General features: G+C 74.2%; 20 protein-coding genes. 14 read left to right on the top strand and 6 right to left on the bottom strand.

Going from position 1 to position 21,453, the window contains the following annotated elements:
- Positions 1–3: 3 nt before the first annotated feature.
- The gene (locus tag KGD84_RS11670; protein WP_220560308.1) at positions 4–909 is read right to left on the bottom strand and encodes a LysR family transcriptional regulator; all 906 of its coding nucleotides are present in this window, start codon (positions 907–909) and stop codon (positions 4–6) included.
- Positions 910–1,426: 517 nt separating this feature from the next.
- Between KGD84_RS11670 and KGD84_RS11675 the strand changes: the two genes are divergently transcribed.
- Positions 1,427–2,581 (top strand): acyl-CoA dehydrogenase family protein, encoded by a 1,155-nt coding sequence (locus tag KGD84_RS11675; protein WP_220560309.1) that lies wholly within the window; start codon positions 1,427–1,429, stop codon positions 2,579–2,581.
- A gap of 36 nt (positions 2,582–2,617) precedes the next feature.
- Here the strand turns inward: KGD84_RS11675 and KGD84_RS11680 are convergent, their stop codons facing one another.
- Positions 2,618–3,379: a 4'-phosphopantetheinyl transferase family protein gene (locus KGD84_RS11680; protein ID WP_220560310.1), complete on the bottom strand. Its 762-nt coding sequence runs from the start codon at positions 3,377–3,379 to the stop codon at positions 2,618–2,620.
- Positions 3,380–3,483: 104 nt separating this feature from the next.
- Between KGD84_RS11680 and KGD84_RS11685 the strand changes: the two genes are divergently transcribed.
- The 4 genes from KGD84_RS11685 (at position 3,484) to KGD84_RS11700 (ending at position 6,034) form a co-directional block, all read left to right on the top strand.
- Positions 3,484–3,651 carry a hypothetical protein gene (locus KGD84_RS11685; RefSeq protein ID WP_220565935.1) on the top strand — a complete coding sequence of 56 codons (168 nt, stop codon included), beginning with the start codon at positions 3,484–3,486 and terminating at the stop codon, positions 3,649–3,651.
- A 53-nt stretch (positions 3,652–3,704) separates the two neighbouring features.
- The gene (locus KGD84_RS11690) at positions 3,705–4,511 is read left to right on the top strand and encodes a DeoR/GlpR family DNA-binding transcription regulator (RefSeq protein WP_220560311.1); all 807 of its coding nucleotides are present in this window, start codon (positions 3,705–3,707) and stop codon (positions 4,509–4,511) included.
- A 117-nt stretch (positions 4,512–4,628) separates the two neighbouring features.
- A complete protein-coding gene (locus KGD84_RS11695) occupies positions 4,629–5,447 on the top strand; it encodes a polyprenol monophosphomannose synthase (RefSeq protein ID WP_220560312.1) in 819 nt (272 codons plus the stop codon).
- Positions 5,448–5,614: 167 nt separating this feature from the next.
- Positions 5,615–6,034, top strand: coding sequence for a hypothetical protein (locus KGD84_RS11700; RefSeq protein ID WP_220560314.1), 420 nt, complete (start codon positions 5,615–5,617; stop codon positions 6,032–6,034).
- Between the two features lie 31 nt (positions 6,035–6,065).
- Here the strand turns inward: KGD84_RS11700 and KGD84_RS11705 are convergent, their stop codons facing one another.
- The 3 genes from KGD84_RS11705 to KGD84_RS11715 form a co-directional block, all read right to left on the bottom strand.
- Positions 6,066–7,670 (bottom strand): DHA2 family efflux MFS transporter permease subunit, encoded by a 1,605-nt coding sequence (locus KGD84_RS11705; protein WP_220560315.1) that lies wholly within the window; start codon positions 7,668–7,670, stop codon positions 6,066–6,068.
- Positions 7,671–7,770: 100 nt separating this feature from the next.
- Entirely contained in the window at positions 7,771–10,476 is a 2,706-nt protein-coding gene (locus KGD84_RS11710) for an ABC transporter permease (protein WP_220560316.1), read from the bottom strand.
- Positions 10,477–10,480: 4 nt separating this feature from the next.
- On the bottom strand, positions 10,481–11,251 hold the full coding sequence (locus KGD84_RS11715; protein WP_255646463.1) for an ABC transporter ATP-binding protein: 771 nt from the start codon (positions 11,249–11,251) through the stop codon (positions 10,481–10,483).
- 358 nt (positions 11,252–11,609) lie between these two features.
- On the opposite strand from KGD84_RS11715, the gene KGD84_RS11720 reads away from it, so the two are divergent.
- From KGD84_RS11720 to KGD84_RS11740, 5 genes are all read left to right on the top strand, one after another.
- The gene (locus KGD84_RS11720; protein WP_220560317.1) at positions 11,610–12,878 is read left to right on the top strand and encodes a sensor histidine kinase; all 1,269 of its coding nucleotides are present in this window, start codon (positions 11,610–11,612) and stop codon (positions 12,876–12,878) included.
- The gene (locus tag KGD84_RS11725; protein WP_220560318.1) at positions 12,875–13,534 is read left to right on the top strand and encodes a response regulator; all 660 of its coding nucleotides are present in this window, start codon (positions 12,875–12,877) and stop codon (positions 13,532–13,534) included. The genes KGD84_RS11720 and KGD84_RS11725 overlap by 4 nt, the downstream gene beginning before the upstream one ends.
- 184 nt (positions 13,535–13,718) lie before the next feature.
- Positions 13,719–14,423, top strand: a complete 705-nt coding sequence (locus KGD84_RS11730) for a beta-ketoacyl-ACP reductase (RefSeq protein ID WP_220560319.1) — start codon at positions 13,719–13,721, stop codon at positions 14,421–14,423.
- Positions 14,424–14,477: 54 nt separating this feature from the next.
- Entirely contained in the window at positions 14,478–15,242 is a 765-nt protein-coding gene (gene fabI / locus KGD84_RS11735; RefSeq protein WP_220560320.1) for an enoyl-ACP reductase FabI, read from the top strand.
- Between the two features lie 78 nt (positions 15,243–15,320).
- Entirely contained in the window at positions 15,321–16,082 is a 762-nt protein-coding gene (locus tag KGD84_RS11740; RefSeq protein WP_220560322.1) for an SDR family NAD(P)-dependent oxidoreductase, read from the top strand.
- Here the strand turns inward: KGD84_RS11740 and KGD84_RS11745 are convergent.
- Positions 16,033–17,439, bottom strand: a complete 1,407-nt coding sequence (locus KGD84_RS11745; protein ID WP_220560324.1) for a serine hydrolase domain-containing protein — start codon at positions 17,437–17,439, stop codon at positions 16,033–16,035. The genes KGD84_RS11740 and KGD84_RS11745 overlap by 50 nt on opposite strands.
- 62 nt (positions 17,440–17,501) lie before the next feature.
- Between KGD84_RS11745 and KGD84_RS11750 the strand changes: the two genes are divergently transcribed.
- The 4 genes from KGD84_RS11750 to KGD84_RS33560 all read left to right on the top strand — a co-directional run bounded on the left by KGD84_RS11750 (position 17,502) and on the right by KGD84_RS33560 (position 21,438).
- On the top strand, positions 17,502–18,125 hold the full coding sequence (locus KGD84_RS11750; protein ID WP_220560325.1) for a TetR/AcrR family transcriptional regulator: 624 nt from the start codon (positions 17,502–17,504) through the stop codon (positions 18,123–18,125).
- A 171-nt stretch (positions 18,126–18,296) separates the two neighbouring features.
- The gene (locus tag KGD84_RS11755) at positions 18,297–19,148 is read left to right on the top strand and encodes a polyphosphate polymerase domain-containing protein (protein ID WP_255646464.1); all 852 of its coding nucleotides are present in this window, start codon (positions 18,297–18,299) and stop codon (positions 19,146–19,148) included.
- A complete protein-coding gene (locus KGD84_RS11760; protein ID WP_220560327.1) occupies positions 19,145–19,831 on the top strand; it encodes a DUF4956 domain-containing protein in 687 nt (228 codons plus the stop codon). Before KGD84_RS11755 ends, KGD84_RS11760 begins: the two co-directional genes overlap by 4 nt.
- Positions 19,832–19,836: 5 nt before the next feature.
- Entirely contained in the window at positions 19,837–21,438 is a 1,602-nt protein-coding gene (locus KGD84_RS33560) for a CotH kinase family protein (protein WP_220560328.1), read from the top strand.
- Positions 21,439–21,453: the final 15 nt, after the last annotated feature.

Genomic DNA, 21,453 nt, shown 5'->3' on the forward strand with positions numbered 1-21,453 from the left:
CCCTCAGTCCTGGGCCGGGCGCGCCCGGCCCAGGATCTCGCGGGCCAGCCGCGCGATGTCGTCGGAGGAGCCGCTGACCGCGCCGTCGCGCCGCCAGACCAGCAGGTGGCGCAGCTGTATGGGCTCGCCCTCCAGTCGGCGGACCACCACGTCCTCCCCGGTGTCGAAGTCCGACTGGCAGGGGGCGATCGCCCGGCGCCGGGCGACCAGGTCGCGGATCTCCGAGCGCTCGTAGAGCCGGTAGGGCACCTGCGGGGTGAACCCGGCGCGCTGGCAGGCCAGGTAGAAGCACTCCGGCCAGCCGGTGCCGTCCGGCGGGGTCAGCGCCCAGGGGCAGTCCGCCAGGTCGCTCAGGGCCACCGTCGGCTTGTCCGCCAGCGGGTGGTCGGCCCACAGGGCCACGTGCAGCGGTTCCACCGCGAGCATCGCCCACGACAGCGGGCCGTCCGTGGACAGGTCCCGGTCCACGTAGTCGATGGTGGTGCCCAGGTCCAGGCGCCCGGCCCGGACCAGGTCGGTGACCAGCTTGGGGGAGTACTCGGTGCGCACGTGGGCGGGCACGTTCGGGAAGATCTCCGGCAGCCGCGCCGCCAGGTCGATCGCCAGCGGCCCCACCCCGCCCACGCGCAGCGTGGTGGGCGAGGCCCCCCGCGCGGTGATGTCGTGCAGCAGATCGTCCATGGACAGCAGGACCGCGCGGGCGCGCACCAGCACGAACTCGCCCAGCTCCGTCGGGCGCACCCCCGAGCGGCCCCGGTGGAACAGCGCGCCGCCCACCTCGCGCTCGATCCGCTGGAGCTGGGTGGTCAGCGCGGGCTGGGAGGTGGAGAGCGCGGCGGCCGCCTTGGTGACGCTTCCGGTGTCGGCCAGGAGGCAGATGGTGCGCAGATGGCGGAGTTCGAGATCCATCAGGGCCTCCTGGGCCGGCCGTCGGACGGTGGTCGGGGTGCTGCTCCGGGCCGGTCGGGGGAGTGTGGGGCGTGTCCGCCGCGGGCGCGCGGGGACGCGCCCGCCGGACCCCTCCCGGGCGCCGTGCCGCGGTCTCCCGTTCCGCCCGCGCCGCCCATCGGCCACTGTCGACTGTACAACGCGTCCCGGCGGGGCTCCGGTGCGTGCCGGGCGCGGGCTGCGGACACGGGCGCGCCGACGGGCCGGGGGCCGCCGTTCCGCCGTGGGTGTCTGCGAGGGGACATGGCGTGGAATCTAGGCGTTCCGGGCGCCGCTGTACAGATGCCCTCCGCGGGCGGCCGCGGCGGAACACCTCGTGCAGCCCCCCTCGGCCCCCGGGGCCCCGGTGTCCAAGGGGCGCCTCCCGGAGTGGGTGTCGCCATGGGATATGGTGCCGTGCGTCACTATATAGTTGGACGTCCTACTACATTCCCGCGGAAGATCCCGGGGAATGGCGAGGAACCGGTGGAGAGGACTCATGGCGGTCGAACGCATGCTGCCCACGCCCGAGGCGGAACAGCTCCTGGAGCTGACCCGGGAACTCGTGGACAAGGAGCTCGCCCCGCGCGCCGCCCGGGACGAGGAGGAGGGCGCCTTCCCCCGCGACCTGTTCCGCACCCTGGGGGCGGCCGGACTGCTCGGCCTGCCCTACGACGAGGAGTACGGCGGCTCGGGCCAGCCCTACGAGGTCTACCTCCAGGTCGTGGAGGAGCTGGCCCGCGGCTGGCTCGCCGTCGGCCTGGGCGTCAGCGTCCACACCCTGTCCTGCTACCCCCTGGCGTCCTTCGGATCCGACGCCCAGAAGGCCGAGCACCTGCCCGCCATGCTCGGCGGCGACCGGCTGGGCGCCTACTGCCTGTCGGAGACCGCCTCCGGCTCCGACGCCGCGGCCATGACCACCCGCGCCGAACGCGACGGTGACGGCTACCTGGTCAACGGCGCCAAGGCGTGGATCACCCACGGCGGCGAGGCCGACCACTACACCCTGTTCGCCCGCACCGGCGCCCCCGACTCCGGGGCCCGTGGCATCAGCTGCCTGCACGTCCCGGCCGGCGTCCCGGGCCTGTCGGCGGCCGCGCCCGAACGCAAGATGGGCATGCGCTCCTCCACCACCTCCGGGGTCCTCTTCGACGGCGTCCGCGTCGGTGCCGACGCCCTCATCGGGGAGGAGGGCAAGGGGTTCGGCATCGCCCTGTCGGCCCTGGACTCCGGCCGCCTGGGCATCGCCGCCTGCGCGGTAGGCGTCGCCCAGGCCGCCCTCGACGCCGCCCTGGCCTACTCCCGGGAGCGCCGCCAGTTCGGCTCCGCCATCGGCGACTTCCAGGGGGTCGGCTTCATGCTCGCCGACATGGCCACCCAGGTCGCCGCCTCCCGCGAGCTGTACCTGGCCGCCGCCCGCCGCCGCGACGCCGGCCTGGCCTTCTCCGAGCAGGCCGCCATGGCCAAGCTCATGGCCACCGACACCGCCATGAGGGTCACCACCGACGCCGTCCAGGTCTTCGGCGGCTACGGCTACACCCGCGACTTCCCGGTCGAGCGCTACATGCGCGAGGCCAAGGTCCTCCAGATCGTCGAGGGCACCAACCAGATCCAGCGCCTGGTGATCAGCCGCCATCTCGCCCGCCGCGCCTGAGCCGCCACCGCCGCCGCGGCCGCCCGCGGCGGCGGTTCAACGGCGCAGCAGGTCCCGGACGGCCGACGGGGGGTGCAGCACCGGCTCCACCGGGCGGTCGGTGAGCACCGCCAGCGCCGCCCGGTACTCCTCTCCCCGGTCCAGGTCGGTCAGCCACGCCGCCTCCGGGTCGCCGCCCCCCGTCCACTCCAGCAGCCGCGCGCCGGTGTGCGGAGGGCTCACCGTCACCCGGCGCAGGCCCCCGGCCAGCCCCAGGCCGGTGGCCTTGAGCAGCGCCTCCTTGCGCGCCCAGTAGCCGAAGAACGCCCCCGTGCGCTCGGCCTCCGACAGCCCCTCCCACGCCTCGCGCTCGGTGTCGGACAGCGTGTAGGCCGCCAGCCCGCCCAGGTCGCGCGAGGCCGACACCCGCTCCACGTCCACGCCCACCGGGACGCCCTCGGAGACCACCAGCACCACCCACTCGCCCGAGTGGCTCACCGAGATCTCCCACCCGCCGGCCGGGCCGGTCGGGTGCGGCTTGCCGTGCGGCTCGGCGTCCCGCTCCGCCCCGGCGCGCTCCTTCTCGTCACAGGAGCGGCAGCGCAGCTCGAAGGCGACCTCCCGCGGGTCGCAGCCCGCCCGCTCCGCCAGCGCCAGCCGGGACATCGCCCGGGCCAGCAGGTGCCGGTCCCGGTCGGCCCGGTGCAGGAACCGGTCGCCCCGGGCCCGTTCACGCTCGTCCAACAGGTCCGAGAGCCGGTCCGCGGCCGAGGACGTGTGCGCCCACCAGACCTCGGGCGCCAGAGGAGGGAGAGTCATGCCCCCATTGTGGACCCGGTCGCACGGTGTTCGGTGGTGTGAGGGGGGTCCGAACCGGGAATCGGGTAAAGGACAGGTCAGCCCGTCCCCTGGGGAGGCCGGAGATGTCCGTTGTGATGTTGTTCGGAGCCGGAGCGCTCGTCGGACTGGTGGCCCTCACCGCGGTCATCATCGCGACCCTCCTGACCGAGGACCCCGACCGTATCGACACGCCCCTCGACGCCGAGGAGGCCGAGGAGGAGCGCCCGGTCGCCGGCAGGTCCGTACTCTAGACCGGGCACGGGCACCGCCCGTGCCCCCGCCCGGAGCACGGAAGGTCAGGTCCATGGTCGAGGAGAACCGTCCGGCGTTCGCCGCCGAACGCCGGGAGCGCATTCTCGAACTCGTGCGCGCCAACGGCACGATGTCCCTGCGCGACATCGCCGTCAAGGTGCACGCCTCCGAGGTCACCGTCCGCCGCGACGTGCGCGCCCTGGAGACCGAGGGGCTGGTCGACCGCCGCCGCGGGGGAGTGGCCCTGCCCGGGCGCATCGGCCACGAGCAGAGCTACACCGGCCGCAGCGGCCAGGCCGCCGCGGAGAAGGCCGCCATCGCCGCCTCCGCCGCCCGGCTGGTCCGCCCGGGCGACGCCGTCACCATCGGCCCCGGCACCACCACCGAGGCCCTGGCCCGGGAGCTGGCCTCCCGCTCGGACATCACCGTCGTCACCAACTCGCTGCGGGTCGCCGAGGCCCTGGCCGGCTCGACCGGCGTCGAGGTCGTGGTCACCGGCGGCACCCTCTACGGGCCCGCCCGGGCCCTGGTCGGCGCCGCCGCCGAACAGAGCCTCAAGGGGCTGCGCGTCACCCGCGCCTTCCTGTCGGGCAACGGGGTGAGCGCCGAGCGCGGACTGAGCACCCCCAACCCCGCCGTCGCGGGCGTGGACACGGCCCTGGCCGACTGCGCCGAGGAGACCGTGGTCCTGGCCGACCACACCAAGATCGGGGCCGACACCATGGTCGCCACCGTCCCGCCCGAGGAGATCGCCCACCTGGTCACGGACAGTAGCTCCGACCCCGAGGTCCTGATGACCCTGGAGGAGACCGGGGCCCTGGTCCACGTCGCCGTCGTGGCACGTGAACGGGGGCAGTGAGCCCCGCTTGCGCCCGCAAAGGGCGTACCCTACCGTTCACGCCCATTGTGCGTTCCGTGCCCGATGGGTGATCCTGGACGCACCCGACGCCGACCGACCCTCAGGAGCCTTCCGCGCATGCCCTCCTCAGCGACGCCCCCGGAGCACCCCCCGTCCGCGCCGGTGCGCGTCACCCCCGAGCCGGTCGCCCTGCCCGAGCCCTGGTCCCGGGCCGCGCTGACGGTGGTCGTGCCCACCTACGAGGAGGCGGAGAACCTGCCGGTGCTGGTCCGGCAGCTCATGTCCCTCGACCTGCCCGGGCTCCGGGCCGTGGTCGTGGACGACAACTCGCCCGACGGCACCGGGGAGATCGCCGACAAGCTCGCCCTGGAGTTCCCCGGCCGGGTCTCGGTGGTGCACCGCACGGCCAAGGACGGGCTGGGCCGCGCCTACGTGGCCGGGATGACCCGGGCCCTGGAGGACGGCGCCGAGTACGTCGCGCAGATGGACGCCGACCTCAGCCACCCCGTCGGCTACCTCCCCCAGCTGCTGGGCACCCTGCTGGCGACCAACGCCGGGGTCGTCATCGGCAGCCGCTACGTGCCCGGCGGCAGCCTGTCCGAGCAGTGGGGTCTGCGCCGCCGCCTGCTCAGCGGGTGGGCCAACGCCTACGTCAAGACGGTGCTGGCCATCCCGGTCCGCGACGTCACCGCGGGCTTCAAGGTGTGGCGGGCCTCCGCCCTGGAGGTGCTCGACCTGCCGGGCATCGAGAGCACCGGCTACGCCTTCCAGGTGGAGATGCACTACCGGGCCTTCCGCCGGGGGCAGAAGATCGTCGAGATCCCCATCCACTTCGAGGAGAGGGCCGTGGGCGAGAGCAAGCTGGACGGCGCCGTCGCCCTGGAGGCGGCCCTGCGCCCGCTGCGGCTGCGCCGCGCCGAGAACTCGCGCCGCTGACCGGCGCCGTCCCCGCCTCCCGTAAAACCTCGCCCCGGCCTGTGATGATCCCGGTGCCGCGGGGGTAGGAGGGACCCCACGGCGGATCGGCCGCACGGCGCCGGCACCGGCCCGGACGCCGGTGCGGACGCGATCCGCGGAGAGGCCGACCACGGACGGGGGAGACGATGACCGAGCCGTACGACGTGGACACCGACATGGGGGACGACCCGGAGCGCAGCCTGATCGAGGAGCGCGAACGGCGGGTCGAGAACGACTACGACATCGAGGGCTACGAGTTCGAGGACGACGACAGCCGCGGCGAGCGCGGGATCGACCGCGCGGTGGCCGACGAGCGGAGCGACGTCCTGCCCCGCCAGAGCTGGGACGTGGAGGCCCCCTCCGCGGAGGAGGACGCCCTGCGGGTCGAGGACGACGACTCGGTGGACGAGGACGCGCCGGGGGCGGCCGTCCGCGACGCCGGGGGCGGCCGGACGGAGGGGCACCCGGCGGACTCGCCCGACGGCCGCGGCGACCGCACCGAGGACACGGACGCCTACGTCCCCGACGCCGAGGACCCCAGGGACACCGGGGCGCCGGACGCCTGACCCGGCGCCGACGCGAGGGGCCGCGGGGCCGTCAGCCGCTCCGTCCGGGAGGCGGACCGTCCTGGGGCCGCCCCGCGGCGGACCCCGGGCAGGAGCGCAACGGCGGCCCCGCCACCCCGCAGAACCGCAGCGGCCGCTCCCCGGCGCCCGGGGGCACCGCGGCGGCCTCCTCGGCCGGCGGGCCGCCCGCGGCGGCCCCGGAGGCGGCGGGCGTCCGCCCCCGCGGCAGCAGCAGCGCGCACAGCGCGGCCGCCGCGCACAGCCCGGCCAGGATGAGCATCGCGGTCCCGAACCCGGAGGCCAGGGACCCGGCGTCGGCGGCGCCCCCGGCCTCCCCGCCCGCGGCGATCCCCGCCAGGGCCGGGACCGCGGCCACGCCGATCAGCTGGGCGCCGCGCGCGAACGTGTTGTTCACCCCCGACGCCAGGCCCGCGTGCCGTTCCGGCACCGACGCCAGCACGGTCGCGGTCAGCGGCGCCACCGTGGTGGACAGCCCCAGCGCGACCAGCAGCACCCCGGGCAGCACTTCGGTGAGGTAGGCGGCGTCGGTGCCGATCCGCGACAGCAGCCACAGGCCGGCCGCCACCAGCAGCGGACCGGCGACCAGCTGGGGGCGCGGGCCGATCCGCGCGGCCAGCTTCCCGGACCGGGCCGACAGCGCCAGCATCAGCACGGTGATGGGCAGCGAGGCGGCCCCGGCCGCGATCGGCGGGTAGCCGGCGACCTCCTGGAGGTAGATCACCAGCAGGAAGAACAGCGGCCCCAGCGCACCGTAGACGAGCACGGTCGCCGCGTTGGTCGCGCTGAACCCCCGGGAGGCGAACATCCCCAGCGGCAGCATCGGGTCGGCGACCCGCGACTCCACCACCAGGAACAGCGCCAGGGCGAGCACGCCGACGGCCGCACCCGTCCACACCGCCGGGGTGGCGCCCGCCGCGCCCCACTGGATGAGCGCGTAGGTGGTGCCGCCCAGCGCCACCACACCCAGCAGCGCCCCCGGGTAGTCGAGCCGCCGCGCCGCCTCGGGGTCGCGCGACTCGGGCACCTTGAACCACGCGATGGCCAGCACGACCGCCGCCAGCGGCAGGTTGATGAGGAAGATGAGCCGCCAGTCGCCGATCTGCACCAGCCACCCGCCGACGAAGGGGCCGATCGCGGAGGCCACCCCGGTCAGCCCCGACCAGGCGCCGATCGCCCGGGCCCGGTCCTGCTCCCGGAACCCCGCCTGGAGGATGGCCAGGCTGCCCGGGGTCAGCAGCGCGCCGCCCACCCCCTGCACGATCCGGCCCGCCACCAGCCACTCCAGCGTCGGGGCGAACGTGCACAGGGCCGACGCCACCGCGAACACCGCCACACCCCAGACGAACAGCCGCACCCGGCCGAACCGGTCCGACAGCGACCCGCTGAGCAGGATGAGCGCGGACAGCGTCACCATGTACCCGTTGACGATCCACTGGAGCCCGGACAGCCCGGTCCGCAGGTCGCCCTCGATGGCGGGCAGCGCCACCGTCACGACCGTCGAGTCCAGGAACGCCATCCCCGAGCCGAGCACCGTGGCGGTGAGCATCCACCGGGCCTCGGGCGAACCCCAGGCCACACCCCCCGCCGCGACCGGCCTCGCCGTCGAACCGCCCATCGGCCCCACCCCCCGGCCCCACGGTACGACGCGGGCCCCCGCCGTGGGCGGGGGCCCGAGCACTTCCGTTCCGTGTGTTGACGCCGGATGTGGGCGGTGTTTACTCGCTCGCCAGCGCCCCGGTGATCGAGGTGCCCGCGGCGCGGCGTGCGGGCAGCACCGCGGCGATCAGCCCGGCCAGCACCGACACCGCGATGAACACCGCGATCTGGCCGGAGGGGACGGCGAACACCATGTTCGGCAGCACCGAGTCCGCGGCCGCCCAGCCGAACAGCACCCCGAACACGATGCCGATGCCGGCGCCGATGAGGCACAGCAGCACCGCCTCGACGCTGAGCATCCGCCGCAGCTGGGCCTTGGTCAGACCCAGCGCCCGCAGCAGCGCCGACTCGCGGGTGCGCTCCAGCACCGACAGGGCCATGGTGTTGGCGATGCCGAACACCGCGATGATGATCGCCAGCCCCAGCATCGCCGCCACCGTGTAGAAGGCGATGTCGAGGATACCGGTGAACTGCTCCTTCATCTCGGCCACGGACATGACCTGGAGGGTCGGGTGGTCCTCCACGGAGCTCAGGACGGCGTCCCGCACCCGGTCGGCCTCGGTGTCGGCGTCGGCGACCACGTACAGCGTCCGGTCCTCCCGGACCTCGGGGTAGGCGGCGGCGAAGTCCTCCGGGTCGACGGTGGCGCCCGTCAGGCCGCCCCCGTTCTCGGTGATCGCGACGATGTCGAGCTCCAGGTCGTCGGCGCCCCACAGTCCCGGGACGGTGAAGGTGTCGCCCACCCGCGCCCCGTCGGCGTAGCCCTCGGACACCACGACCCTGCCGGGGCCGAGGTCGGTGAGGTCGCCCTCGACGGTGTCCGCGGTCAGATCGACGCCGATCCGGCCGTTGATGTACGTGGTGACCGGCATGCTCTGGTCCCCGCCGAGCTCCACGTACACGTTGCGGTCGGCGATCACCCGCTCCAGCTCGTCCTGCTCGCCGAGCGTGTCCCGCACCTCGGCCGGGATGCCCGGGTCCAGGGGCAGGGCCAGGCCCTCGACCTCGGAGTCCGCCGCCGCGGCGGCCGGGTCCGTCCCCGGCTGCTCCTCGGCGGCCCCCTCGGCCGGGGCCCCCTCGGCGGGGGCTCCCTCGGCGGCGGCGCCCTCCGCGGGGGCGGCCTCCTCGCCCGTCCCCTCGGCGGGGGCGTCCTCGGCGGCCGGGACCGCCTCGGTGCCCATCTGGGCCATGATCTGGTAGTCCACCGGGAACTGCTCGTCCAGCATCTTGGTCAGGGTCGTCTCCGTGGAGGCGCTCACCACCGAGTAGCCCGTGATGAGCGTGGCGCCCACGGTCAGCGCGATCATCGCGGTGGCGGCCCGGCGCGGGTTGCGCACGGAGTTGTCCACCGCCAGCATGCTCGGCACCCCCACCCGGCGCAGCGGCAGGCCCACCACGTTCACGATCCCGCGCACCAGCAGCGGCCCCAGGACCACCACCCCCAGGAAGGCGATCAGCGCGGAGCCGGTGACGATGACCGGGCCCAGCTGGTTCGGGCCGGCGAGCTGGCTGACCGCGACCAGGGCCGCGGACGCGGCGAAGGCGAGCAGGCCCAGGACCACACGCACCCAGCCGGTGCCCTTCTCCAGCCCGGCGGCGGTGGCGCTGGTGCGCAGCGCCGCCAGCGGCGCCACCCGGGTGGCCCGGGTGGCGGGGACCAGGGCGGAGAACACGGTCACCACGGTGCCCAGGACCATGCCGGTGGCCACGGCCAGGGGCGTGACGGTGAGCGCGGCTCCGTCCATGCCCAGCAGCGGCCCTCCGAAGGTGGCCCCGGCCATCCCGATGCCGATGCCCGCCAGGACCCCCAGGGCGGACGCGACCAGGCCCACGATCAGGGATTCGGCCAGCATCGACCGGAACACCTGGGAGCGCTTGGCGCCCACGCACCGCAGCAGGGCCAGCTCGCGCTGGCGCTGGGCGATGAGGATGGCGAAGGTGTTGTAGATGACGATGCCGGCCACGAACATGGCGATGAAGGAGAACAGCAGCAGCACGACGCGCAGCATCGCGGTGTCGGCGCCGGACTCCTCGGCCAGGGCCACCCCGAACTCCTCGCCGGTCAGCACCTCGGCGTCGGCACCCAGGACCCCGGCGACCGCGTCGGCGACCTGCCGGTCGGTGTAGCCCTCGGCGGCCACGGCGTCGATCTCGACGTACCCCTCGGCCGCGGTCATCCCGCCCAGGGTCGCGTGGTCGAAGACCACCACGCCGCTGTAGCTGTACCGGGGGTCGGCGCCGAACTCGACCAGGCCGGTGAGGGTGAACTCCCGCTTCTCCTGGTCCGGGTCGAGGACGGTCACGGTGTCGCCGACCCCGAACCCGAGCTGTTCGGCGGTGGAGACGGCCAGGGCGATCTCGTCGCCGCCGGCGGGCAGGTCGCCCTCCTCGGCGGAGAACCGGGTGTGCTCGCCGAAGGACACCGCCGCGGGCGGCACGAAGCCGGACGCGCGGCCCTCGGAGTCGAGCAGGACGACCTGCCCCTCCGCCAGGCCGTCGGCCCCCGCGACCTGCGGGAGCGCGCGGATCTCGGTCAGGGCCTCCTCGGCCAGGGGGGCGGGCTCCTCCTCGCCCCCCTCCGCCGGGACGGCGATGGCGTCGACCGAGGTGGCCGAGCCCATGACGGTCTTCTCGTACCCGGCCTCCAGGGTGTCGGCGAAGACCATGGTGCCGGTGGTGAACATGACGCCGAGCATGATCGCCAGCACGGTCGTGACGTACCGGGACTTGTGCAGGCGCAGCCCGGCCAGTGTGGTGCGCAGCATCGGATCAGGCCTCTTCCAGCTTGAGCAGCCGCTGGGAGACCAGTTCGGCGGTGGGCTCGGTCACCTCGTCCACGAGGCGGCCGTCGCGCAGGAACACCACCCGGTCGGCGTAGGAGGCGGCGACCGGGTCGTGGGTGACCATGACGATGGTCTGGTGCAGCTCCTTGGCGGAGGCGCGCAGGAACTCCAGCACCTCGGCGCCCGAGCGCGAGTCCAGGTTGCCGGTCGGCTCGTCGGCGTAGACCACCTCGGGGGCGTTGAGCAGGGCGCGGGCCACGGCCACGCGCTGCTGCTGGCCGCCGGAGAGCTTGGCCGGCAGGTGGTGCAGCCGCTCGCGCAGCCCGACCACCCCGATGATGCGGTCGAACCGCTCCCGGTCCACCTTGCGCTTGGCGATCTGGGAGGGCAGCAGGATGTTCTGCTCGGCGGTGAGCATCGGCAGCAGGTTGAACGACTGGAAGATGAACCCGATGCGGTCGCGGCGCAGCAGGGTCAGCTCGGCGTCGCGCAGCCCGGTGATCTGCGTCCGGCCCAGGTGCACGCTGCCGGAGGTGGCCACGTCCAGCCCGGCCAGGCAGTGCATGAGGGTCGACTTGCCCGAGCCCGAGGGGCCCATGATCGCGGTGAACGCGCCCCGGTGGAACTCCACGTCGACCCCGTCCAGGGCGTGCACGCGGGTCTCCCCGGTGTCGTAGACCTTGGTCAGACCCCGGGCCACCACCACCGGGGGCGGGGCCACGGGGGAGGAGAGGGGATCCACTGCGGGTGCGTTCACGGGAACTGCTCCAGACGATGTGCGGTGACGATGGACCGGGGCGCACCGGATGGGACGGGTCCCGCCCGGCGGCGCCGCCGGTGATCTCAACGCTAGGTCCGGGAAAAGCCCGGGACCTCGGCCCCCAGGACGGTTTCCCCCCTCGTCCAAAGGAAGGAGGCGCGGGGGCGGACCGACCCCTTCGTCCTGTCGGCCCCCCGACTTTCGTCGGTTGTCCCCCGGGCACCGAAGGTGACGGATGCCCGCTTTCACCCGCTCTGAACTGCGAGGACATCGAAAGGCGGCGGTTCTCCCCCGAGTCGGCGCCGCGCCCGCGCGCCCGCCGGACCGCCGGGCGCCCCGCCGTAGACTCCGCAGCATGTGGAAGTGGGTGAAGGAGTCGGGCAGGGCGCTGGGCGCCCTGGGCCGGCGCAACGGCCGCTGGTGGTGGGAGCGCAGGCTCGTCTTCGCCGACTGGTTCTACGCCCTGGCGCCGCTGCCGTTCAGCGCCATGTTCCAGCTGTCCTCGGGCTCCTCGGGGAGCATCGGGATCCTGGGCGGCACGTTCGTGTTCCTCCTGAACTCGCTGGCGCCGGTCAACGCCTTCGCGACCCTCCTCGCCGGGTTCGTGTTCTACGGCGCCCCCGTCCTGTGGGCCGCCGCCATGGTGCTGCTGCGCCGCACCGACCCGCGGTGGCTGCTGGTCAGCTCGCTCGTGATCCTGCTGCTGTTCGGCAACTTCGTGCCAGCGGCCATCGCCCTGTACTCCTACGCCGTCTACTTCTCCGACCGCCGTGTCCTGGTGGCCTGGCTGGTCGCGCTGAGCCTGGCCGTGACCGCCTCCTACCAGGCGGTCTTCCTGGGGTACTTCTTCCTCATCACCGGGTTCCTGATCACCCCCACGGTCATGGGCCTGTGGGTGGGCACCCGGCGCCAGCTCATCGACCGCCTCCACGAGCGCGCCGAGCGCCTGGAGCGCGAACAGCACCTGCTCGCCGACCAGGCCATCACCGCCGAGCGCACCCGCATCGCCCGCGAGATGCACGACGTGGTCGCCCACCGGGTCAGCCTCATGGTCCTGCACGCGGGCGGCCTGGAGGTCTCCTCCGACGACCCGCGCACCATCGAGACCGCCGGGGTCATCCGCACCACCGGCCGCGAGGCCCTGACCGAGCTGCGCGGCATCCTCGGCGTGCTGCGCGAGGAGGGCGCGGCCGCGCCCACCGCGCCCCAGCCCGTGCTGTCCGACCTGGACCGCCTGGTCCGGGAGTGGCGCGCCGCCGGGATGGAGATCGGGCTCACCGAGACCGGCGGGGACCGGCCCGTCCCCGGGTCCGTGCAGCGCACCGTCTACCGCATCGTCCAGGAGGGGCTGACCAACGCGGCCAAGCACGCCCAGGGGGCCCGCGTCACGGTGCTCCTGCACCGGGCCCCGGACCGGATGGAGGTGGAGGTGGCCAACGGCCCGGCCCCGGCCGGGGCCGGGGCGCCCGCGCCGCGCAGCGGGTTCGGCCTCACCGGCCTGCGCGAACGCGTCGTGCTGGCGGGCGGGGACCTCACCGCCGGTGTGTGCCCGGACGGCGGCTGGCGGTTGCGCGCTATCGTGCCGACCGATACACCCGCAGGCGCCGAGGAGGCCGTTCCGTGATCCGCACCGTCCTGATCGACGACGAACAACTGGTCCGGTCCGGACTGCGGATGATCCTGGATTCGGCGCCCGACATCGAGGTGGTCGGCGAGGGCGGCGACGGGGCCGAGGCGATCCGCCTCACCGAGGAGCTGGCCCCCGACGTGGTCCTGCTCGACATCCGCATGCCCGGCGTGGACGGCCTCACCGCCGCCGCCCGGCTGGCCGCCCTGCCCGACCCGCCGCACGTGGTGCTGCTCACCACCTTCGACCTGGACGAGTACGTGCACGGCGCGCTGCGCGCCGGGGCGGTCGGCTTCCTGCTCAAGGACACCCCGCCGCGCGACCTCATCGCCGCGGTGCGCACCGTGCACGAGGGCAACGCCATGCTCTCGCCCAGTGTCACCAAGCGCATGCTGGAGCGGTTCGCCGCCCCGGCCCCGGCCGACTCCGCCGAGGGCCGGGCCAGCGCCGAGCGGCGCCTGGAGGTGCTGAGCGAACGCGAGCGCGCCGTCCTGGTCGCCGTCGCCCAGGGCATGTCCAACGCCGAGGCGGGGCGCGCCCTGGGGATGCGGGAGGCCACCGTCAAGGCGCACGTCAGCCGCATCCTCGCCAAGCTCGGCATGTCCAACCGCGTCCAGGCGGCCATCCTCGCCCACGACGCCGGGTGGGCCTGACGGCGTGACCCGCCTCACCCCGGCCGGTCCGGCATGTCGGAACCCCACAGGAAGCCGGGGAGGAGTCCTGTACCCGGCCGCATTGCGACCACCCCCCGCGACCTCGGTACGCTGCATTGCGATCCCCGACCCCGTCACGTGCCGTGGCCGCCCCGGCGGCCGCGGGTAGAACAAGGAGCCCTCTATGTCCCGCTCGGTACTGGTCACCGGCGGCAACCGCGGAATCGGCCTGGCCATCGCCCGTGAACTGGCCGCCGGCGGCGACGACGTGGCCGTGACCTACCGGTCCGGCGAGCCCCCGGAGGGGTTCCTGGGCGTGCGCTGCGACATCACCGACTCCGCCCAGGTCGACGCCGCGTTCAAGGAGGTCGAGGAGGCGCAGGGGCCCGTCGAGGTCCTCGTCGCCAACGCCGGGATCACCAAGGACCAGCTCCTGGCCCTCATGAGCGAGGACGACTTCTCGTCGGTGCTCGACACCAACCTCACCGGTTCCTTCCGTGTCGCCAAGCGCGCCGTCCGCGGCATGATGCGCAAGCGCTCGGGACGGATCATCCTCATCTCCTCGGTGGTGGGCCTGCTCGGCTCCGGCGGCCAGGCCAACTACGCCGCCTCCAAGGCCGGGCTCGTCGGCTTCGGCCGTTCGCTCGCCCGCGAGCTGGGCTCGCGCAACATCACGGTCAACGTGGTGGCGCCCGGGTTCATCGAGACCGACATGACCGGCGCCCTGCCGGAGGAGCGCCAGGCCGAGATCAAGAAGAACATCCCCCTGGGCCGCTACGGCACCACGGAGGACATCGCACGCACGGTGTCCTTCCTCGCCGGGCCCGGCGGCGCCTACATCAGCGGCGCGGTCATCCCCGTCGACGGCGGCATGGGCATGGGCCACTGAGCCGACCCGGCCCACCGCACAGCAGACCAGAAACAGGACGGACAACCCGACACCATGGGACTTCTCGAAGGTAAGCGCATCCTCGTCACCGGGGTGCTCACCGACTCCTCCATCGCCTTCCACGTCGCCCGCCTGGCCCAGGAGCAGGGCGCCACGGTCGTCCTGACCGGCTACGGCCGCCTGAGCCTGGTGGAGCGCATCGCCAAGCGCCTGCCCGAGCCGCCGCCGGTCCTGGAGCTGGACGTCACCGACGACGAGCAGCTGGGGACCCTGGCCGCGCGTGTGAGCGAGCACGTCGACGGCCTGGACGGCATCGTCCACTCCATCGGGTTCACCCCGCAGGACGCCCTGGGCGGCAACTTCCTCAACACGCAGTGGTCGGACGTGGCCACCGCGATGCACACCTCGACGTTCTCGCTGAAGTCGCTGACCACCTCGCTGACGCCGCTCATGAAGAACGGCGGCTCGGTGGTGGCGCTGGACTTCGACAACAGCGTCTCGTACCCGATCTACGACTGGATGGGCGTGGCCAAGTCCGCGCTCACCTCCACCGCCCGCTACCTGGCCCGCTACGTCGGCGACCAGAACATCCGGGTGAACCTGGTCTCGGCCGGCCCGCTGAGCACCATGGCCGCGCGCAGCATCCCCGGGTTCGAGGAGCTGGCCAAGCACTGGCCCGAGCGCGCCCCGCTGGGCTGGGACGTGAGCGACCCCGAGCCCGCGGCCAAGGCCGTCGTGGCCCTGCTGTCGGACTGGTTCCCGGCCACCACCGGCGAGATCGTCCACGTGGACGGCGGGTTCCACTCCACCGGGGCCTGAGCGCCCTGCTAGGTTGACGCGGTCGGTCCCCGCTCCCCGGGGGCCGGCCGTACTCGTTGCAGAGGGAGGGACGCGGACATGGATCTGGGACTGTCGGGCGCCAAGGTCTTGGTGACGGGGGCCAGCCGGGGGATCGGCCGGGCCATCGCCGAGGTGTTCGCGGACGAGGGCGCCGACCTGGCGCTGTGCGCCCGGGACGGGGTGCCCCTGGCGGAGGCGGCGGGGGAGCTGAGCTCCAAGGGCGCCAAGGTGTACGCCCTGCCCCTGGACGTCCGCGACCACGACGCGCTGACCGCCTTCGTGGCCGACGCGGCCGCCGACCTCGGCGGGCTGGACGTGCTGGTCTCCAACGTCTCCGGCGGCAGCGCGCCCACCCCCGACCAGTGGGAGCGGGCCTTCGACACCGACCTCGTTCCGTTCCTGCGGCTGACCGAGGCGGCGGAGCCCCACCTGGCGGCCTCGGCCCGGGGCGGGTCGGCGGTGCTGATCTCCACCACCTCGGCGCTGCACGTCACCCCGCCCGCCGGGGCCCGCTCCTACGGGGCGGTCAAGGCGGCCCTGAACCACCACGCCTCCTCCCTGGCCCGCGCCTGGGCGCCGCAGGGGGTGCGGGTCAACACCGTCTCGCCGGGGCCGATCGAGTTCCCCGGCGGCGGCTGGGCCCGCCGCCGGGAGGAGGACCCGGACTTCTACGAGGGCATCCGCTCGCGCATCCCCTTCGGGCGGCTGGGCCGCCCGGAGGAGGTGGCCCGCGCGGTCGCCTTCCTCGCGTCGCCGGCGGCGGCCTTCGTCACCGGCCAGAACCTCGTCGTGGACGGCGGCTTCCTGGACCGGGTCTGACCCCGCCCCGCAGGAGGGGCGCCAGGCCCCGCACGGCCAGGACCGCGCCCAGCAGGCCCCCGGCCGCCACGGCCAGGGCGAGGTCGGGGATCCACAGCAGTGAGCTGCGCGGCCCGAGGTAGGAGAGCAGCGCGGCCGAGGCGACGGCGGCGAGCACGCCGACGGTGCCCAGGGCGGTGCGGGTCCGGCCCCGGCCCGGCCGCACGGCCGCCGCGCCCAGCCCCAGGGCCGCGGCGGTCGCGCCCCAGGCCGCGGCCGGGGGGATCCACGCGGCGGCGGGCTCCTCCACCGGGGTGCCCGAGAGCATCCGGGCGAGGTCGAAGGCGATCCGCTGGATCTCCCCGTCGGCGGCGATCGCGTAGGCGTTCTGGGCGACCACCACCGCACGGTCGCGTTCGGGCAGCAGCACCACGATCGCGGCGTACCCCGGGGTGGCCCCGCCGTGGAACACGACCGGCTCCCCGGTGCCCGACAGCTCGGTCTCCCGCCAGCTCAGCCCGTAGGTCTGCGCCGACCCGGGCACCGGGACGACGCCCTCGCGCATGCCCGCCAGGGTCTGCGCGTCCAGCAGCGGTGGGTCGGGGTCCAGCTGGAGGCGGGCGAACGCGGCCAGGTCGTCCAGGGTCCCGCCGAGGTAGCCGTAGGCGACGCCCTCGTCGTCCACCTTCCCGGCGTCGGCGCCCGCCACCGGCACGCCCCACAGGAAGCGGTGGCCGGGGGTGAGCCCGGCGGCCCGGGCCTCCTCCGCGTCGGTGAACGCGCCGTCCATCCCGGCGGGTTCCAGCACCGCCTCCCGCAGGTGGCCGTGCAGGTCCCCGGTGACCTCCTCGATCACGGCCCCGAGCAGCAGGTGGTTGGCGCTGGAGTAGGCGTGCGTCCCGGGCTCCGCGGCCGCGACCCCGGCCAGGTGCTCCACCCGCTCGTCGAGGCCCATCGCGTCCGGCCCGTAGTGGTCCGCCACCGCGAAGGCGGCGCGTTCGGGGATCCCGGAGGTGTGCGTCATCAGGTGGCGGACGGTGATGTCGCGCCCCTCGAAGGCGGGCAGGTGGTCGCCCACCGGCGCGTCGGGGTCCAGCCTCCCCTCCTCGGCCAGGACGAGGGCGGCGGTGGCCGTGACGGGCTTGGCGACCGACCCCCACAGGAAGGCGGTGCCGGCGTCCACCGGTTCCCCGGCGCCGTCGACGCCGGTGTGGAAGGCGTGCTCCACGCCCTCGGGTCCGACCACGGCGTAGGCCAGCCCGGGGACTCCGACCGCGGCGGCGTGCGCTTCGGCGCGGGCGTCCATGGCCCCGGTGTCCGCGGCCTCGGCGGGTGGGAGGGGGGTCAGTGCGAGCAGCAGGGCGAGGGGGAGGCGCATCGGCGTCCTTTCGATAACCGTATTGGCATATTGTTATAGCCGTATGCTGATACGGTCAACCCGTGCCACGAACCGCAGACCACGACCAGCGCCGTGCCCAGATCGCGGACGCCGTGACCGACCTCATCGCCTCCGGCGGCCTGGCGGCGGTCACCGTCGCCCGCACCGCCGACCGCGCGGGCATCTCCGTCGGCCTGGTCCAGCACTACTTCCCGGCCAAGGACGACATGCTCCTGCACGCCTTCGAGCGGGTGGGCGCCGCCGTCGCCGCCCGGGTCGCGGACGTGATCGCGGGGGGCGTCCGGCACGAGCGCTCCATCGCCGACGTCCTGGCCGCCGCCCTGGCCGAGTACCTGCCCCTGGACGGGCGCCGCCGGGCCGAGTTCCGCGTCACCCGCACCTTCGCGGGCCGCGCCCTGGAGAACCCCCGCCTGGCCGAGGTGGACGCCCGCACCGCCGCCACCATGCGTGCCGAGATCGCCCGCGCGGTCACCAACGGCTTCGAGTGCGGCGAGGTCGACCCCGCCGCCGACCCCGCCCTGGCCGCCGCCCGCCTGGCCGCCGCGACCGAGGGCCTGGCGACCGCCCTGTACCGCGACCCCGGCGAGCGGGACCGCGCCCTGGCCGTCCTGCGCGCCGAGATCGACGCGGTCTTCACCGGGGAGTGCCGCCAGTACACCGGCTGACCGCGCCCGGACCCCTCTCACCCGATTCCAACCCGGGCCCGCACCCGCCCTCCCACCTGGGCGGACGCCCCGGTTCCCAGCGAACTCCCAGGAAACTCCCGGGAAGGTCCCCGCCCCGTCGTGTTCCGTTCCTCGAGTCGTCACCGAACGAACCGAGAGGGGACACCGACCGTGCCGACGGACACGACCTCGGCGGGCGACCGCCTCCGTGCGCCGAGCAGGCTGCACGCCTTCAACCGCTACGAGCTCAAGTACCTGGTGCCGCGCTCCCGGCTGGCCGACGTGCGCGCCGAGCTGGGCGCCCGTATGCGGCGCGACCCGTACGCCGGGGACGACGGCTACGCGGTCTGGAGCCTGTACTACGACACCGACCGCCTGCGCTTCTACTGGGAGAAGATCGAGGGGCTGCGCTTCCGCCGCAAGCTCCGCATCCGCCGCTACGGCGAACTCGGGGACGCCCCCGAGGACACCCCGGTGTCGGTCGAGATCAAGCAGCGCGTCAACCGGGTCACCCAGAAGCGCCGGGTCATCCTGCCCTACCACCTGGCCCGCGGCCTGTGCGACCGGCGGATCCGCGTCGCCCACCCCGACGCCGACCCGGCGTTCGTGGACGAGGTCCTGGACCTGGTCCACCGGCTGGACCTGCGTCCCGTCGCCATGACCGGCTACCGCCGCGAACCCTACGTCGGCGTCGACGCCGACCTGGGGCTGCGCGTCACCCTCGACCACCGGGTGCGCGGCCGCGACCGCGACTTCGACCTGCGGGCCCCGGCCGAGAACCGGTACATCATCCGCCCCGACCTGGCGGTGCTGGAGGTCAAGGTCAACGAGCGCGTCCCCTCCTGGGTGACCGACCTGGCCGCCCGCATGGACCTGCAGGTCCAGCGCATCTCCAAGTATTGCCAGAGCGTCGAGGCCTGCGGCCGCGCCCCGCGCTCCGTGTTCCACCTGCCCGACGGCGACGCCGCCGAGGCCCGACCGCTGACCGCCGACCACCGCACCGCTCCGGAGCCCGCCCGATGAACCTCGACTTCTCCCTCACCGACCTGTCCGGAACGTTCAGCGTCATGGACGTGGCCCTCGCCATGGGCCTGGCCTTCGCGATGAGCCTGGTGGTGGCCTGGACCTACCGGGCCACCCACCGCAACATCTCCTACAGCCAGAGCTACGTCCACACCCTGATCGTCCTGGGCATGCTCATCGCGCTCATCATGCTGGTGGTGGGCTCCAACATCGCCCGGGCCTTCGCGCTGGTGGGCGCCCTGTCCGTGGTGCGCTTCCGCAACGCGATCAAGGAGACCCGCGACGTCGGGTTCATCTTCCTGGTCATGGGCATCGGCATGGCCTGTGGCACCCGGTTCTACCTGCTGGCCGTGCTGGCGACCGTGCTCATCTGCGCCGTCGTGCTGCTGATGCACCGGTTCGACTGGTTCTCGCTGAACGTCCAGCGCCAGGTCGTCAAGGTGCAGGTGCCCGCGGACGGCGACGACCACGCCCCGTTCGTGGAGGACGTCCTCATCCGCTTCACCGACGAGTACGAGCTGATCGGCACCGAGAGCGTGCGCGGCGGCTCCCTGCTGGAGTTCGTCTACACCGCCCGCCTCAAGAAGGGCGCCGAGCCCCGCGAGCTGGTCGCGGCCCTGCGCTCGGTCGCCTCCGGGCAGAAGGCCACCGTCCTGACCGGCTACGACCAGACGGACCTGTGACCCCCATGGAAGCGGAGGACACCGCCGCGGAGGGCGCCGCACCCCGGCCCCGGCTCCGCCACCGCATCCCCGCGCGGCTGCGCCACCACGGGTGGAGGGCCGCCGTCCTCGCGGCCGGGCTGGTCGCGGTGCTGCTGCTCCTGGCACCGACCCGGATCACGCCCTACGTGACCTCGGCCCCGGTCCCCGACGACGGGATCACCGAGGACATCGAGGGCACCGCCGACCTGTTCGCCGACGGATCGCACACCATCGAGGTGACCTTCGACGAGCAGGAGTACGCCGAGATGATGGACGCCTTCCAGGAGGAGGGGGAGAAGGAGTACATCCGGGCGGACATCGTCATCGACGGCACCGGGATCGAGGACGTGGGCCTGCGGCTCAAGGGCAACTCCACCCTCATGGGCCTGCGCGGCGGCGGCCGCGAGGAGGAGGAAGGCGCGGGCGGCGGTCCCGGCGGGGTCGCCCTGTCGGAGGACGCTCCCGAGGACCTGCCCTGGCTGATCTCCTTCGACGAGTACGCCGAGGGGCGCGCCTACCAGGGCCACACCGAGCTCGCCCTGCGCCCCGCCGCCTCCGGCTCCGACACCGCGCTCAACGAGGCCCTGGCCCTGGAGCTGACCGAAGCGGCCGGGCAGACCACCCAGGACCACACGGTCACCTCGTTCACGGTCAACGGGGAGGGCACGGCCGTGCGCCTGCTGCTGGACCACCCCGACGCCGCCTGGGCGGCCGGGCTCGGTGACGGGGTGCTCTACAAGGGCCGCGCCGGCGGGTCCTTCGACTACCTCGGTGAGGACCCCACCGAGTACGAGGACGCGTTCAAGCAGGTCAACGCCGAGGGCGCCTACGACCTGACGCCGGTCATGGAACTGCTGCGGTTCGTGGACGAGGCCGACGACGCCGAGTTCGCCGAGGAGCTGGACGGGCACCTGGACGTGGAGTCCTTCGCCCGCCACCTGGCGCTCCAGGACCTGGTGTCCAACACCGACGGCATGGACGGCCCCGGCAACAACTACTACCTCTGGTACGACCTCTCCGAGGAGCGGTTCACCGTCCTGTCCTGGGACCTCAACCTGGCCTTCGGCGGCATGGGCGGGGGCGGTCCGACGGGCGGCGGGGGCGGTGGGACCCCCGAAGGCACGGAGGCGCCCCAGGGGACGCAGCCGCCGGCGGGCATGGAGTTCCCGGAGGGCATGGAGCCTCCGGAGGGCATGGGGCTTCCCGAGGGCGCGGAGCCTCCGGAGGGCGTGGAACCGCCCCAGGGGGGCTTCCCCGGCGGTGAGCGCGGGGAAGGGGGCGGCATGTCGATGGGCGGCAGCGGGGCGCTCAAGGAACGCTTCCTCGCGGACGCCGGCTTCGAAGCGCTCTACGAGTCCGCCTACGCCGACCTCTACGCCGAACTGGTCGGGAGCGGTACCGCAGCGGACCTGCTCGCCGAGGTCACCGCGCGGGCCGAGGAGGCCGGGGACACCACCGCCGCCGAGGTCTCCGCGGGCCTGGCCGAGCGGCTGGAGGCGATCACCGCCGAGCTGTCCGCCGACACCGGCCTCCCGGGCACCGTCCCGGGCGGCTCCGCCCCCGCGGCCCCCGACACAGGGGGATGACGGCCGGCCCCCGGT

Source organism: Nocardiopsis changdeensis, from assembly GCF_018316655.1.
Lineage (GTDB): Bacteria > Actinomycetota > Actinomycetes > Streptosporangiales > Streptosporangiaceae > Nocardiopsis > Nocardiopsis changdeensis.